The 13,453-nt window shown below is 50.3% G+C and carries 14 protein-coding genes; 4 read left to right on the top strand and 10 right to left on the bottom strand.

All coding sequences use genetic code 11. The features are described from left to right. Positions 1-36: 36 nt before the first annotated feature. From grxB to EL098_RS11980, 3 genes are all read right to left on the bottom strand, one after another. Positions 37-684, bottom strand: coding sequence for a glutaredoxin 2 (grxB, locus tag EL098_RS11990; protein WP_126356420.1), 648 nt, complete (start codon positions 682-684; stop codon positions 37-39). 176 nt (positions 685-860) lie between these two features. Further along, on the bottom strand, positions 861-1,832 hold the full coding sequence (locus EL098_RS11985) for a LysR family transcriptional regulator (RefSeq protein WP_126356419.1): 972 nt from the start codon (positions 1,830-1,832) through the stop codon (positions 861-863). 117 nt (positions 1,833-1,949) lie between these two features. Continuing rightward, the gene (locus EL098_RS11980) at positions 1,950-2,855 is read right to left on the bottom strand and encodes a LysR substrate-binding domain-containing protein (protein WP_126356418.1); all 906 of its coding nucleotides are present in this window, start codon (positions 2,853-2,855) and stop codon (positions 1,950-1,952) included. A gap of 116 nt (positions 2,856-2,971) precedes the next feature. Between EL098_RS11980 and EL098_RS11975 the strand changes: the two genes are divergently transcribed. Continuing rightward, the gene (locus EL098_RS11975; RefSeq protein ID WP_126356417.1) at positions 2,972-3,598 is read left to right on the top strand and encodes a LysE family translocator; all 627 of its coding nucleotides are present in this window, start codon (positions 2,972-2,974) and stop codon (positions 3,596-3,598) included. 10 nt (positions 3,599-3,608) lie between these two features. Here the strand turns inward: EL098_RS11975 and EL098_RS11970 are convergent, their stop codons facing one another. Then, complete coding sequence (locus EL098_RS11970; protein WP_126356416.1) at positions 3,609-4,697, bottom strand: AbrB family transcriptional regulator; 1,089 nt, start codon at positions 4,695-4,697, stop codon at positions 3,609-3,611. Positions 4,698-4,888: 191 nt separating this feature from the next. On the opposite strand from EL098_RS11970, the gene EL098_RS11965 reads away from it, so the two are divergent. The 3 genes from EL098_RS11965 (at position 4,889) to EL098_RS11950 (ending at position 7,941) form a co-directional block, all read left to right on the top strand. Further along, entirely contained in the window at positions 4,889-5,509 is a 621-nt protein-coding gene (locus tag EL098_RS11965) for a TetR/AcrR family transcriptional regulator (RefSeq protein WP_126356415.1), read from the top strand. 206 nt (positions 5,510-5,715) lie between these two features. Further along, positions 5,716-6,468: an HNH endonuclease gene (locus EL098_RS11960; protein ID WP_164716846.1), complete on the top strand. Its 753-nt coding sequence runs from the start codon at positions 5,716-5,718 to the stop codon at positions 6,466-6,468. A 942-nt stretch (positions 6,469-7,410) separates the two neighbouring features. Beyond that, positions 7,411-7,941, top strand: a complete 531-nt coding sequence (locus tag EL098_RS11950; protein WP_126356412.1) for a hypothetical protein — start codon at positions 7,411-7,413, stop codon at positions 7,939-7,941. A gap of 183 nt (positions 7,942-8,124) precedes the next feature. Here the strand turns inward: EL098_RS11950 and EL098_RS11945 are convergent, their stop codons facing one another. From EL098_RS11945 to EL098_RS11925, 6 genes are all read right to left on the bottom strand, one after another. Continuing rightward, the gene (locus EL098_RS11945) at positions 8,125-9,048 is read right to left on the bottom strand and encodes a bifunctional helix-turn-helix transcriptional regulator/GNAT family N-acetyltransferase (protein WP_232012206.1); all 924 of its coding nucleotides are present in this window, start codon (positions 9,046-9,048) and stop codon (positions 8,125-8,127) included. Positions 9,049-9,346: 298 nt separating this feature from the next. Further along, a complete protein-coding gene (locus EL098_RS23305) occupies positions 9,347-9,820 on the bottom strand; it encodes an MFS transporter (protein ID WP_197718519.1) in 474 nt (157 codons plus the stop codon). After that, positions 9,756-10,520: an MFS transporter gene (locus tag EL098_RS11940; RefSeq protein ID WP_197718518.1), complete on the bottom strand. Its 765-nt coding sequence runs from the start codon at positions 10,518-10,520 to the stop codon at positions 9,756-9,758. Before EL098_RS11940 ends, EL098_RS23305 begins: the two co-directional genes overlap by 65 nt. Before the next feature lie 131 nt (positions 10,521-10,651). After that, the gene (locus tag EL098_RS11935) at positions 10,652-10,948 is read right to left on the bottom strand and encodes an ArsR/SmtB family transcription factor (RefSeq protein ID WP_126356411.1); all 297 of its coding nucleotides are present in this window, start codon (positions 10,946-10,948) and stop codon (positions 10,652-10,654) included. Positions 10,949-11,188: 240 nt separating this feature from the next. Then, the gene (locus EL098_RS11930; RefSeq protein ID WP_126356410.1) at positions 11,189-12,220 is read right to left on the bottom strand and encodes a methionine synthase; all 1,032 of its coding nucleotides are present in this window, start codon (positions 12,218-12,220) and stop codon (positions 11,189-11,191) included. Between the two features lie 25 nt (positions 12,221-12,245). After that, positions 12,246-13,223, bottom strand: coding sequence for a DUF1852 domain-containing protein (locus EL098_RS11925; RefSeq protein WP_126356409.1), 978 nt, complete (start codon positions 13,221-13,223; stop codon positions 12,246-12,248). Between the last annotated feature and the right edge of the window lie 230 nt (positions 13,224-13,453).

Genomic DNA, 13,453 nt, shown 5'->3' with positions numbered 1-13,453 from the left:
TTTAAAACGACATCTTTTGTATGAACAGCTTTCTATTCAGATAGCGATATCAAAATAGAGTGGAAGCTGGCTTCTTTTTGCCCTGACGTTGAGATATTGCTCAATGCTTTGGGGCCAGATACTGCCTTTAACGATGCTGGCATTGCGCAGGAACACGAACAGCTCAATATCGGTGATGGACAGTGAATCCGTGTTGTTTGCGGAGATACAGGGCAAGTTAGCGAGTTCATTAAGCTTTGCGTTCAGGGCCTGAATCCACGTCTGAGATTGCGCGAACTTCTCTTCAAGATTACCAATCGCCTTGGTTTCTTTCTGGTAATAGCTCTCCCGTGCGCCTGGGGTTGAGAGCTCGGCGAAGGGCGTTTTGGCAAACCGCGGATAGGTTAAATATTTTAGAAAAAGGCGCAGCGATGTTATCCACTCACCTGTTTCAGCCTGGGGGGCAGCCGTTAACATGGGGGTGCCGTCAAGGCCGTCAAGATAATGAATGATGTCGTTACTTTCAGCCAACGCCTGACCATTATCTTTTATTAAAACGGGGACAACCTTTTTACCCACTAACCGGGTAGTGGTCTCTTCGTCATCCGCCATGACGATCTTCAAGGTCAGGGGAATACCTTTCAGCCCCGCAAAATAGCGAACTTTCGCGCAAAACGGGCAATGCTCGTAATAATACAGCTGCATTTTTATTCCTTAGACCGGAGCCGGAGCAAAACGTCTGGATGTGGAAATAGTGGCGATCAAAGGTGAAATGCGGAAGTCACGATTTATGAGTCACGTGATCTGAATTTAAGGTCAGCGGGCGTTAACGGGAGCTGCGGCGGGTACGTAAGGTGCCGCCACGGCGGCACCTGCCAGGTTTAGCTGGCTTCTCCGCGCGCCAGGGAGGCTACCGCGTCCCTTGCACATTGCCGCATATCCTCAAGGAGGCTCAGCGGTTTTTTATATTTACGGGTGATAAAGGCGTAGGGTGGAATAGCAATTTTCACCGGGCATGGGATCAGTCTGACCCGGTTGCGCCATAAAAATTGATTTATCTCCGAGGTTGGCGCGATGCTTAGCCCGCCGGTCGCGGCTGCGAGGTTTATAAGGTTGAGGATCCCCCGACACTCAATCATGGGATCCAGCGGCGGGGCATCAAGCGCGGAGATAGCCTTATCGACTAAATGGCGAATATGCGAGTCGCCGTGAGGCAGTATCCAGGGGCCCTGAAGAATTTGCTCAAGGTTTGCCTGTTCTAGGTCGAAAAGCGGGTGGCCCTGACCCACGATAATGCTCAGCGACTCATCCCACAGGACGCTTTGCTCCAGCTCTACGGAGAAGGAGAGCGTATCAGCTTTGTCCGCGTTGCCAATCACGGCATCCAGCTCACCTTCGGCCAGTTTCTGAAGCAAAACGTCCAGCGTATCTTCCTGAATATCGATATAAACGCCGCCCTTCTTTTTGTTAAACAAACTTAGCATCTGGGGGATCAAAACGCTGATCAGGTAGGGGGAAGCACCAATACGCAGCGTTCCCGCGCTTTGCCTGGACTTTACTGCATGGCGCTGAATTAACTCCACCTCCTGCAGAATGATTTTTGAGCGGGCAATCAGCATTTCAGCCTCGGCGGTCAGCGTGGAGCCGTTCTTCTCCCGCTTCACCAGCGTAATGCCAAAGGCATGCTCGAGATCGTTAATCAATGCCACGGTAGCGGACTGGCTGAGCCCCAGCTCCGCGGCCACTCGCCGCAATGAGCCCTGCTGCTGCAGGACATCAAGTGCCTGAAAATGCCGAAGCCTGAGCCGTGAAAGCGCGACGGAGAGGAACTGAGGATCCTGATGACTAGGCAATACTGTATTCCTTCGATAACGGGTGACCCCGGGACAGGTCAGGGGCCAAACAAATAACGGCGCATAATAATATTAGTGCCATAAGCGAACCTCTGGCGCCCTGCACGCTTTGCCTTTTCAGCGCAGCAGCTTCAGCGAGTCCGGTAGGTTACAGGGCGCGGAGGCCTTTAAGGCGCTGCAGAACAACTCAATGTTGGTTATTCGTGGCGAGCCCTTCGGCCAGACAAGCCAGTAGCCTTCGCCGCTGGCAATGGCTTCGCTGAAAGGGAGTGCGAGCTGGCCGCTGCTTATCGCCTCCTGGCACAGCAGCACATCGGCTACTGAAATACCGTGGCCACTGACAGCAGCCCGGATCCCCTGCTCAAGCGTGTCAAAAACTGTACCGCGAGCGATATTAAGGCCGCTGAATTTCCCGGTTCTTTTTAGCCACCTTCGCCAGTCGCGGCGGTCAGGTGAGGGATGAATCAGCTCGCAGCGCGAAATATCCTGCCGGGCTTGTTCAACGAGGTGCGGAGAACATACCGGCACCAGCCACTCGTCAAACAGCAGGCAGGCTTCCGTTTCCGGGCCGAATCTCCCGTCGCCCAGCAGGATGGCGCAGTCATAGGGCTCACGCGTAAAGTCCACTGAGTCGGTATCCATCCAGACGCTGGTCATTTCTATTTCCGGGGTCGCGTACTGCTGTCGGAAAACGCTGAGGACATCCAGCAGCCAGCGCATGGTCAGCGTCGACGGTGATTTTAAGCGCAGCCTGCGGTTGCCGCTGCGAAAGGCGTGGCAGGCCTGATCCAGCCGATGAAAGCCCTCAGAAAGCTGGGTTGCCAGCGCATGACCGGCGGCGGTGACCTCAACTTTGGGGCCGTTTCGGTGAAACAGCTCGCATTCGAACCACGTCTCCAGCGTGCGGATATGACGGCTAACGGCACCTGGCGTGACGTTAAGCTGCCCGGCGGCTTTGCTGAATGACCCGAGCCGGGCCGCAACCTCAAAGGCACGCAGCGCGTAGAGCGGTGGCAGAGACATAGTAATTACCCAGTGTGAGTTTAACTCACATTGAAGCGCAGTTTTTTACGTTTTTCAATCAGCTCTGGTGGCAGTTTAATGCATCACATTTATTTTTATTGTGAGAATTTTACATTATGAACCTGCCGCTGCTGGCTGCCTACACGCTCGCCGTTTTCATGCTGATCCTGACTCCTGGCCCGGTCGTTGCGCTGGTGACCGGCACCGCAGCGCGGCATGGCAGCAGAAAGGCATTTGTTACCTTGATTGGTACCAATGCCGCCTCGCTGGTGCTGATTGCGTTTGCGGCAATGGTGCTGGCTGGCGTTGTCGCGCTTACGCCGTTTTATTTGTCTTTGTTGGGGCTTGCGGGATCGCTTTTTATCGGCTGGGGAGCGGTAAACAGCCTGCAGCGCAGAAATCGCGATCCGGCTGATATCGCGCCGATGAGCGAGCGGGGTGGATGGCTGAAAGGGTTTCTTATCGGAGTCTCTAACCCGAAAGATATCCTGTTTTTTGTCTCCTTTTTTCCCCAATTTATGGCGATTACCCAGGATTTTACCGCCAGTATTATGACGCTATCTCTGGTCTGGATTATCCTCGACTTCGCAATTCTCGCGGCCTCTATCCTGACGGTGAACCGCTGGGTGCCGGAACGCCACGGCAAGCTTCTCGACGTGATTTCTTCTCTCTTTTTGCTCGCCGTTGCGCTGTTTGGCCTGGTCTATAACACCGGCGCGTTATTCTCGCTTTATGAGGGGTAAAGGCAGCTTTTCACCTCATCGCCTGCCGCTTCATGAGGGCGGCGATAACCGGCCCGAAGGCGACGAGAATAATAAAGCGGGTCATCTGCATCGACATCACAAAAGCGATATCAATGTGTTTGCTGGAGGCGGCGATAATTGCCACCGAGTCCGCGCCGCCGGGGCTCATGGCTAAATAGGCGGTAAGCGGATCGATATCCGTGACCATCACCAGAATCGCGGCCATCACCCCGCACAGAGCAATCAAAATGGCGATGCTGACCGCAATGCGGGGCAGCACGTGGGCGGCATGCCTCAGCAGCGGGCGAGTAAATTTAAGCCCAATTCGCCAGCCGACAATCGTGTACGCCAGCACCAGCACCCACTGCGGCAGCGCGATATCCATCCAGCGATTTTGGGAGAGCACCACGCCAGCAACCAGCGTGATCAGCAGCGCTCCTGCGGGAAGGCGCAGCACTTTAGCCGCAATACAGCCGAAGGCGATAAGCCCGGCTGTTTCGGCTAACGCCACGTAAGAGCCATGGTCAAAGAGATCTACTGCCGCTGAAGTGGCAGGCACATGTTCACCTGAAACCGTCATTAAGGCGGAGGCGATGCCGGCCACCATAATGACGCGTAAATACTGCATGGCGGCGACCAGCTGTGCGTCGGCGCCGTTCGCTTCGGCCATCAAGGTCATGGCGGTTGCTGCCCCAGGGCTGAGGCCCCATAGCGCAGTTGTGCCGGGCAGGATGCGCATCCTGGTCATGATCCAGCCGAGCAGCATACAGATAAAAATCACCGAAAAGACGCAGACAATAAACAGCAGCCAGTGGGAGCTGAAGGTGCTGGCGAGGCTGAAGGGCATTTTGCTGGCTATCATGCAGCCGATAATGCCCTGCGCGATGAGAAACAGCGTGCCGTGAGGCTGAATTCTGGCGCCGTTAAGGGAGATAACGATCCCGGCTATCATCGGCCCCAGCAGCAGCGCCGCCGGGATAGCCAGCCAGTTGAGCACCCCTCCGCACAGTATCGAGGCCGCAATAAGCATTCCCCACTGTATTCGCTGCGGTGACAGCAGACGATAAGCGTTGGGTGTCGCCGGATCTTCTCTCTTCATCTTTTAATAGCCGCCTGCGGCGCGGAAGAATCTTCGGTTTAAGCTGGCTCGCGCCAGAGCGGTAGCTTAAACTCATTTTAGTTGAGTTAGGCGAGGGTATCCTCGCCTAACTTAGATTCTAGAGGATGCCCTCGCATATCTCAATCGACGTTATGCGGTGAAATGTTAGCGGATGAAAATGAACTCTTTTTATGACAAAACCAGCGCCTTTAGCGGCAACCCAGCCTAAACGCCTGCGCGGCCATCTTCGCGTGGCGGCCATTACCGAAGCAGCAACCCGGCTCTTTGCCGAAAAGGGCTTTGACGCCGTGACTATGACCGAGATAGCGGCCAGCTCGGGCACGGCTATCGGCTCCTTGTATCGGTTTTTCCCGAACAAAGAGTCGCTTGCCGACGCGCTGCTGCTGGAGTACACCCGCGAGGTAAACGAAAGGCTAGAGGCGCTGGAAGCCAGCTTGGCAGGCGTTGATATTCCGACGGCGGCTGACCTGTTCACTCGCTTTGTGCTGTCGCTGCAGTCGCAGCGAACCTTTGCCCTGCGGCTGGTGGAGGAGCGCGGGGAGCATCAGGCCGCCAGGCTTCAGTTCAGGGACGCCATGCGCGGCGGCTTTTCCCGCGCGCTGCAGGTTGCTATCCCGCAATTACCTCCCGCCCGAGCAGGCCTGATGACCATCGTCATCCTGCAAATGCTTAAAGGCGCGGCGGCTGCCAATCTTAACAATGAAGAAGAGCGCAGAGCGGTGATCGCCGAAGCGCAGGCGCTGCTGGTTTTGTACCTGACAACGGAAAAGCAGCGCTATGTGAGCGTTTGACGTTGAAGAAGAGGCCAGGGGGGAAAGCCCATACCATTTAAGCCTGAGGTTATTCACTAAGTTTGGTGATCTGGTATATTGTTATCTATCGCCCTGTGGCGAGCAAAGAACATTATTAAACCTGAATACACTTTACCCACCCTGATGGCCTTTTAATCAGGGTAACGTTCTTTTAGTTCATAATGTGTTTTATATATAGAGAAATCATGACAAAAAATAAAGAGTTTAATGACTACCTCGAGGTTATTACCTCACAGGATATATGTGCTAGCTCGGGGTTTGCGGCAGTCAAAACCAGTGGCGCTCACCTCGAGTTTAAAGGTGACACTCCTGTTTCAACGGGTAAATGGAAATTCGCCGCACCAAATGATATAGATTATCTATTAATATTTCATGTGCAGACTGATGGTCCTGCAAAACTATGGCTAGGAAAAGTGACCACTTTCGAGAAGGTAAAAGGGCTTAAGAGTAAATATAATTTCTATAAGTTTAACATTAGTAATGCGGAACTGATCGGTGTGACCACCCAGCAGTGGAAGATATTCACTAATAATGGACAGGCGAGTGGTGTTCGATACTTGCAAAGAAAAGCTGTGAGTCCCACATCAGTAATAGCTGAAAAAATGGCAATGGGTATACCACCCGGTAATGAATATCCGAAAAAAATATGTGAGACTAGAGATGTAATAGAAAGATGTGAAAAGGTTAAAGAGTATGCCCTTTCACGTGCTAAAGGCCAGTGTCAGGGATGCTCTAACAGCGTACCTCCATTATTAATGGACTCTGGGTCAGTTTTTTTAGAGGTGCACCATGTGAGGTTTTTACGAGATTCAGGACCAGATACAGTACACAATACGGTCGCTCTATGTCCGCGTTGCCATAAAAAAGCCCATTATAGTTGTGACCGACAGGAGTTCATGGAACACCTTTATGAAATGAATGACTTCTTAGTTCGTTAGTATTAATTCGTGAAAATAGCCGCCCACTGATTTTATACACACAGAACACAATCTGTGGGCATTTAGGATTTTATATCAAGCTATACATGTATGTTTTAGGGTTTTTTATATAATAAATGTTTCATGAAACAAATGATAAAAGGATCGAAATTGATGGTGGTTACTTCTTTTTCATTGTCATATTGCAATGATTAAAGGGTGGTAACATGCTAATTGTTAATGGATTTATATTTTAAAAATTGACATCGATGATGTTTTGATATATTGACAGCATCTTTCATTTAACATGAAAACCCTTTCTGATATATTTTATTTTTTCCTTTTGTGATATCTGTAGAGTTTTTTCATGTATTCGGATGCCAAAATCGAGAGGCTTATTGACGCACTCGAATAGCCTTAGCTTCTTGCCGTAAAATAGGGGCGTGATAGCCCGCAGATGATGATGGCGATAATTACGCTAATCAACCATGGAATCTGGGATCCATCAAAAAAACGATTGCCGATTTCGGTTCCCAGAGTAAAGCAGGTAAATACTGTAGCACCCGCATACCATCCCCGGAATAAATCTGTTTTTTTGAACATCCCATTACCCCCCTGCATTCGAATGCAAAGATGCTATCGCTAACCTGGGCAAAGAATCAATAACGAACGTCGCAGTTGACCAGATAATTTTGGTAGTTGCCAAATCAATAATCCGGCCCCCAAAAATTGATATAAAAAATATTTCCGCTGCAACGCAAAAACCATTTTCAATTTTTCCGCGAGTTGCATCTAACTTTCTGAGTTTCCAATAATTTTTTAGACAACCCCTGTTGACTTATACAGTGCCATTATCAGAAGGTGGGAGGGTAGCAAGCAGAGAGTAAAAAAGGAGTCGCCCCCGAAAGGTGCAGCAACACCAGACGAGGGCTAACCACAATGTAACTTCAAAGGAGTCACGCCATGGCTAACGGCGATAGTAACACATCTACGAAAATGGAAATCAAAGGAAATCAAAAGATTATTGCAGGCAGTGTCGCAGACTTATTAAAAATACCGTTGAGCACCCGGCAAGATTTATTTCAGGTGCTGGATATCTGCCAGTGCTATGCCGATGAATTAATAGAAACGGACGATCACGCTGAATACATGGCGCTGTGCGGACGGTTGCTGGCTGGGCTAAACGTCCTGAAGGCAGTGCTGAAGCTGCCGCTGCCTGCGCACCTGATTGAGCAATTAACGGTAAAAGAGAGGCGGAAGGGAGCAGAACGCGGGTTACCACAAACGGAGTCAGATTTGGCCTGTGACTATTGCGCTGCCTTAACCGTCGTGTTGCTGAATCAGCAAGTTTCACAAAGACAGCAGGTGCACATTGCCGGCCTATTATTTGAAATGCTGGATATGCTCGCAGAGGACCTGAAGGCGCCGCGCTTTATGCGAACCGCGAAAGGGCTTGCCATGCTGGGCGGTGAAACGGTGCCGTGTATTCACTAAAGTGCAGGTTTCTCTGCCAGGTAGTTTGCTGCTGTTAATGGCACAAATCAAAGAGGAAGCTGGAAATAATCTTACCCGCGGAATATGGACAAGTATGTCCACTTTCGTCGGGTAAGATTAGTGCGTTCCAGTCGTAAAATTAAAATCGCCGTCTAACGCTGAGCGTGCTTCCGGCGATGTCGTTCAAAGGTCGCGTGCCAGCACCTGGCCTACCAGATCCTTGCCAAAGCTGTGGTGATGCTGTTCTTCTATCAGCGTGAAGCCCGCTTTGTCATAAATACGGCGGGCTCCCGTTTGCACGCTGTTCGTCCACAGGATCATGCGTTTGTATCCCGCCTCGCGGGCAAACCTCATGGCTTCATCTACCAGGCGGTTACCGATGCCAAGGCCACGGGCGCTGGCGTCAACATAAAGAATACGCAGTTTGGCTGTGACTTCGTCCTCGCTGACGACGAACACCGAGCCAACAACCTTGCCATCCTTTTCGGCAATCCAGCATTTTTCCTTGTCTGGAACCTGCTCCCTGACAAAGTCTGCAACGATTTGGGCCACCAGCGCTTCAAATTCCATATTCCAGCCATACTCTGCCGCATACAGCGCGCCGTTGTGGGAGACGATCATCCCCATATCTCCAGGACGCGGATCGCGAATGATGTAAGCCGGCTCATTCTTGCTCAGAATATTCTCTATGTTTTCCATAGCGTTAATGATTTTTATTTGATCATCTTCAGATAATTTCTTCAGCATATTTTCGACTTCAACCCGGGAAGCAGTATTCATTTCTTCAAAAATGTCTTTTCCCGCCTGGGTCAGGAACAGGCATGTTGCCCGGGCATCGTCAGGAGAACGCTCCCTGGTGAGCAGACCTTTTTCCTCGAAGCCAGAGACAACACGGCTCAAATAACCCGCATTCAGGTTTAACTCTTTGCAGATGCCAGACGTTGTCACGCCCGGCTCCCGTGCAAGCTCAAACATTATCCTGACCTCAGTCAGAGAAAACTGGCTGTTCAGCAGGTGTTCATTCAGCACACCAATCTGCCGGGTATAAAAGCGGTTAAAGCGGCGTATGCGTTCTGCATAGCGGTAAAGCGGGCTGCTGGTCATCATTATCTCCTGTAGAAAGTAGAATAATATATTTGCCTTAAGCAAATATATCAATATGAGGCAATGCCTTCCTGATGATTTATTTTCTTGTGATTAGCCATTGCCCTGCCAACGTAAGGTGCAAGTTTTCACCCGCGAAAAGAGTGCTTTAGGCAATTATTTTTGGAAGGGAGTGATAGAAGGGCAGAGGGAGAGGATACCTCTGCCTGGAGAGGACTAAAATCGAAGCAGAGGGAAGGGCGCCGACCCTCTGAGAGTCAGCGCCCGGGATGAGTCCCCGCTGCTACTGGCTGGAGTACAATTAGTTTTGCTCTAATTGCATGCTTTTACGCCTGCTGGTTGAGAACATTTTCGAAAGCAGCAGTAACGAGACAAGCACGCTTGCTGCTCCAATGCTCGACAGCTGAGAAACAGAACCCACCTGAATAACAAGTCCGCCAATAATTGCCCCGGCGGCCATCCCTAACTGGATCATCGAGGTATATATACTGAAAATGATACTTGTAGATTCAGGTGCCAGGCTAATCAAGCGGAATTGCAGGGCCGGGCCTGATGACCATGCAGACAGAGACCAGGTGATCAACAAAATGTACACAACCCAGATTATCTGCCCAAACAGGGAAAACAGAACGAGCGTTAAGCCGTGTATAATCAGCCCCGCGAATAAGGTAGGGGCATAGCCAAGGCTGTCGGTATACCTTCCTCCAAGCTTAGAGCCTGCGATGCTGGCTAACCCGGAAACCAGTAACATGATGCTGATTTCGCTGTTTGTCATATGCGAAACCTGTAAAAGATACGGTGAAATATAGGAGTAAAATGATTGAGAAAGCGCTGATCCAGAAAAAGGTAATCGTATAGACGATAGATATATTTTTATTTTTCAGGATCTTAATTTGATCAATCAGCGGTACAGCTTTCTCGCCCTGTGTCGATGGAATCAAATAAGAGACCAGGACCAGCGATATCAGGGTCAGTATTCCAAGCCCCACAAAAATAAACCGCCAATTCATGGTATTGGATATCATTCGTCCCAACGGGACACCCACCACTAAAGCTGCGCTAAATCCGATAATGACCATAGCAATAGCGCCAGCTTTTTTGCCCGGAGCCGCGAGAGTAGCGGCCAGAGTGAGTAAAATCACCTCCACCACGCCGGCGCTAAGGCCGGATATTGCCCGAGACACATTTAACCATCCGTAGCTTGTCAGGCCTATGGTCACCAGATTAATGAGCGAAAAAATGGCCATAAAACCGATCAACAGTTTCTTGCGGTCGGCGCCGGACGTTAAGGTAATAACAATGGGGGTGCCTACGGCAAATGCAATTGAAAATACTGTGATCATTTGCCCAACGGCCTGGACTGAAAGCGCTAAATCCTGCGCTATTTTATCCAGAATGCCAGCGATAATATATTCTGCGGTCCCAATCAGAAAACTGATAAATGAAAGCAGATAGATTCTGGTGGTGTTTTGCATATCAACCTCAATTTAACTTACAACATGTTATTTATGTTTTTCAATTCAATGATTTGTCGATTAGGAAATTAACTAATCGTTAGATTGAAAAAAAGCGCATCAACAGGGATACGGTGCTCAGGATTCAACCCCTACAATTGACGAATTTCTTTTGCAAAGTCGTCCATGGCCAGAGGGACGCGTTTGAAGTAGGTAAATTTTCCCATTCGCACGGAGGTTAAAAAACCCGCTTGTACCAGAACTTTCAAATGTGCTGACGCCGTTGGCGCGGATACCCCTAACTTCTCAGCAATGTAGAGACCACAGACGCCCGCATTTTCGTCGAAATACCCTGGTGGAAAATAAAGACCGGGGTTGTCCAGCAGGGTGAGAATTTGCAGACGATTAGGGTTCGCAAGCGCATTGGCTTTGGTCAGGATAGTATTCATGATTACAAGATTAGTGAATAAACTAATCGATGTCAATTGCGCTGTTCAACTGGAGCAGATTTGTTTGCTTATCAGCTGCGGCCTATCGGCATGCGTCGGTACATCAGGTCACCTTGTGGCGAGAAGCTACAATGGAGGCGAAACGGAAAACTGAGAAATAGAAAAATGAAGTCTTTGCTTGAGGCAGGCAACGTAGCTGAAGTGAAGCTGGCGATTAAACAATCGCCAGCCAGGGCTGGATTATTTACCCAGAATCTCTCTGCGAACGATCTCTGCACCCGCGCTTAACGCGTTCAGTTTCCCTCTTGCCACATGACGTGGCAGCGGTGCCATACCGCAGTTAGTAGAAGGGTAGAGATTTTCGGCATCAACAAACTGCAGGGCTTTACGCAGCGTGTTGGCGACTTCTTCCGGCGTCTCAATCGCGTGGTTTGCCACGTCGATGGCGCCAACCATCACTTTTTTACCGCGGATCAGCTCGAGCAGATCCATCGGCACGTGGGAGTTGTGGCATTCCAGCGAGATGATATCGATATTGGACGTCTGCAGCTTTGGAAACGCCTCTTCGTACTGGCGCCACTCGGAGCCCAGCGTTTTTTTCCAGTCGGTGTTGGCTTTGATGCCGTAACCGTAGCAGATGTGCACGGCCGTTTCGCACTTCAGCCCTTCGATGGCGCGTTCCAGGGTAGCGATACCCCACTCGTTGACTTCATCGAAGAACACGTTGAAGGCAGGCTCATCAAACTGAATGATGTCCACGCCGGCCGCTTCCAGCTCTTTTGCCTCCTGGTTCAGAATTTTTGCAAATTCCCAGGCCAGTTTTTCGCGGCTTTTGTAGTGGTTATCATACAGCGTGTCGATCATGGTCATCGGGCCAGGCAGCGCCCATTTGATTGGCCGGTCGGTCTGTTTGCGAAGGAACTTCGCATCTTCCACAAACACCGGTTTCTGGCGCGCTACCGCGCCAACAACGGTCGGGACGCTCGCATCATAGCGGTTACGAATACGGACGGTTTCACGTTTTTCGAAGTCTACGCCGTCCAGGTGTTCGATAAAGGTGGTCACGAAGTGCTGGCGGGTTTGCTCGCCGTCGCTGACGATATCGATATCTGCCAGCTGCTGCTCATGCAGCGCCAGACGCAGGGCATCCTGTTTACCCTCGATTAATTCCTGATCCTGCAGTTTCCACGGCGACCACAGCGTTTCAGGCTGAGCCAGCCAGGACGGTTTTGGCAGGCTGCCGGCAGTAGACGTAGGCAATAATCTTTTCATGTCGAATAACCTTGTATTTGGTGTCTCAAAGAGGGTAGTTAGCAGACCACTGCTCTAAAATTGTTTGGTACGGTTTGATGAAGTGCTCTTCAGTAAACTTCCCTTGTTCGATGGCCAACCGGCTGCGCTCTTCTCGATCGTAAACAATTTGAGTAAATGAATGATCCTGGTGGTTCAAACTCGGCTGATAGCAGAGCCCGGCCGGAGAGTTCGCGTTGTAAATCTCAGGGCGGTAGATCTTCTGGAACGTCTCCATGGTGCTGATGGTGCTGATAAGCTCGAGGTTCGAGTAATCATTCACCAGGTCGCCGGTGTGGTAGAACGCAAACGGCGCTACGCTGTTTGGCGGCATGAAGTAGCGAGCCTTCAGACCCATTTTGTTGAAATAGAGATCGGTCAGGGAAGAGGCATCCTGCTCGTACTCGATGCCGAGCACAGGGTGGCGGTTGCCGGTCTGACGGTAGATATTTTTGCTGGAAACGCTCAGGCAAATCACCGGCGCCTTATTGAAGTTTGCTTTGTAGGTGTCTGAGTTGACGAAGCTCTTGAATAAGTTGCCGTGCAGATCGCCATAATTTTCCGGGATGCTGAATTCGGCGCGGTCCTTGTTATACGCAGGCAGCAGGACGCTGAAGTCATAGTCACGCACGTAAGAAGAGAAGTTGTTTCCGACAATGCCTTCGATGCGCTGGTTGGTTTTCTTATCCAGAACATAGGTTTTTAAGATTTCAATCGCCGGGAACGTTTTGCCGTTGCCTTCGAGATCCAGCTCAACGGAAAAAATTTCAAGTTCGACGCCATAGCGGTCTGAGGTTGGGTTATCCCAGTTCGCCAGCGAGTTAAAGCGATTGTCGATCATGATCAAAGCGTTACGCAGATTCTCCTGACGTTTGTCGCCGCGGGCCAGGTTAGCAAAATTGGTTGTGATGCGCGTATTCCCTGATGGGTTGTAGTTCTCATCAAAAACAATGCTCTTAAGAGTAAAAGTAAACGCTTTAGTCATGGTAATCCGGCACCTTAATTCTGTTTTTTAGCCTGTTTCTACTGCTTGATTTCTCACAGATAACCTTGGGTTAGCTGTGGTTTTACCTGTCAGTAATCTTTACATTGCATGTCTTTAACAATATTGCATCTTTTATGCCTGAGTCACAGTTTTAGTAAAAGTGATTTAATTTCATTAGAACATGAGCGCTGTTCATGATTTGGAATATGGCCCGCAGAGAGCTCCCCTGT

It is taken from the genome of Cedecea lapagei (assembly GCF_900635955.1).
GTDB classification, from domain to species: domain Bacteria; phylum Pseudomonadota; class Gammaproteobacteria; order Enterobacterales; family Enterobacteriaceae; genus Cedecea; species Cedecea lapagei.
This window is presented reverse-complemented; position numbering and strand designations above follow the sequence as displayed.

What these genes read in the sequence shown, in the direction of transcription:
- grxB (WP_126356420.1), bottom strand. Translation starts at nt 684, where the DNA reads ATGCAGCTGTATTATTACGAGCATTGCCCGTTTTGCGCGAAAGTTCGC.
- EL098_RS11925 (WP_126356409.1), bottom strand. Translation starts at nt 13,223, where the DNA reads ATGACTAAAGCGTTTACTTTTACTCTTAAGAGCATTGTTTTTGATGAG.
- EL098_RS11930 (WP_126356410.1), bottom strand. Translation starts at nt 12,220, where the DNA reads ATGAAAAGATTATTGCCTACGTCTACTGCCGGCAGCCTGCCAAAACCG.
- EL098_RS11975 (WP_126356417.1), top strand. Translation starts at nt 2,972, where the DNA reads ATGAACCTGCCGCTGCTGGCTGCCTACACGCTCGCCGTTTTCATGCTG.
- EL098_RS11960 (WP_164716846.1), top strand. Translation starts at nt 5,716, where the DNA reads ATGACAAAAAATAAAGAGTTTAATGACTACCTCGAGGTTATTACCTCA.
- EL098_RS11940 (WP_197718518.1), bottom strand. Translation starts at nt 10,520, where the DNA reads ATGCAAAACACCACCAGAATCTATCTGCTTTCATTTATCAGTTTTCTG.
- EL098_RS11980 (WP_126356418.1), bottom strand. Translation starts at nt 2,855, where the DNA reads ATGTCTCTGCCACCGCTCTACGCGCTGCGTGCCTTTGAGGTTGCGGCC.
- EL098_RS23305 (WP_197718519.1), bottom strand. Translation starts at nt 9,820, where the DNA reads ATGACAAACAGCGAAATCAGCATCATGTTACTGGTTTCCGGGTTAGCC.
- EL098_RS11935 (WP_126356411.1), bottom strand. Translation starts at nt 10,948, where the DNA reads ATGAATACTATCCTGACCAAAGCCAATGCGCTTGCGAACCCTAATCGT.
- EL098_RS11965 (WP_126356415.1), top strand. Translation starts at nt 4,889, where the DNA reads ATGACAAAACCAGCGCCTTTAGCGGCAACCCAGCCTAAACGCCTGCGC.
- EL098_RS11950 (WP_126356412.1), top strand. Translation starts at nt 7,411, where the DNA reads ATGGCTAACGGCGATAGTAACACATCTACGAAAATGGAAATCAAAGGA.
- EL098_RS11945 (WP_232012206.1), bottom strand. Translation starts at nt 9,048, where the DNA reads ATGATGACCAGCAGCCCGCTTTACCGCTATGCAGAACGCATACGCCGC.
- EL098_RS11970 (WP_126356416.1), bottom strand. Translation starts at nt 4,697, where the DNA reads ATGAAGAGAGAAGATCCGGCGACACCCAACGCTTATCGTCTGCTGTCA.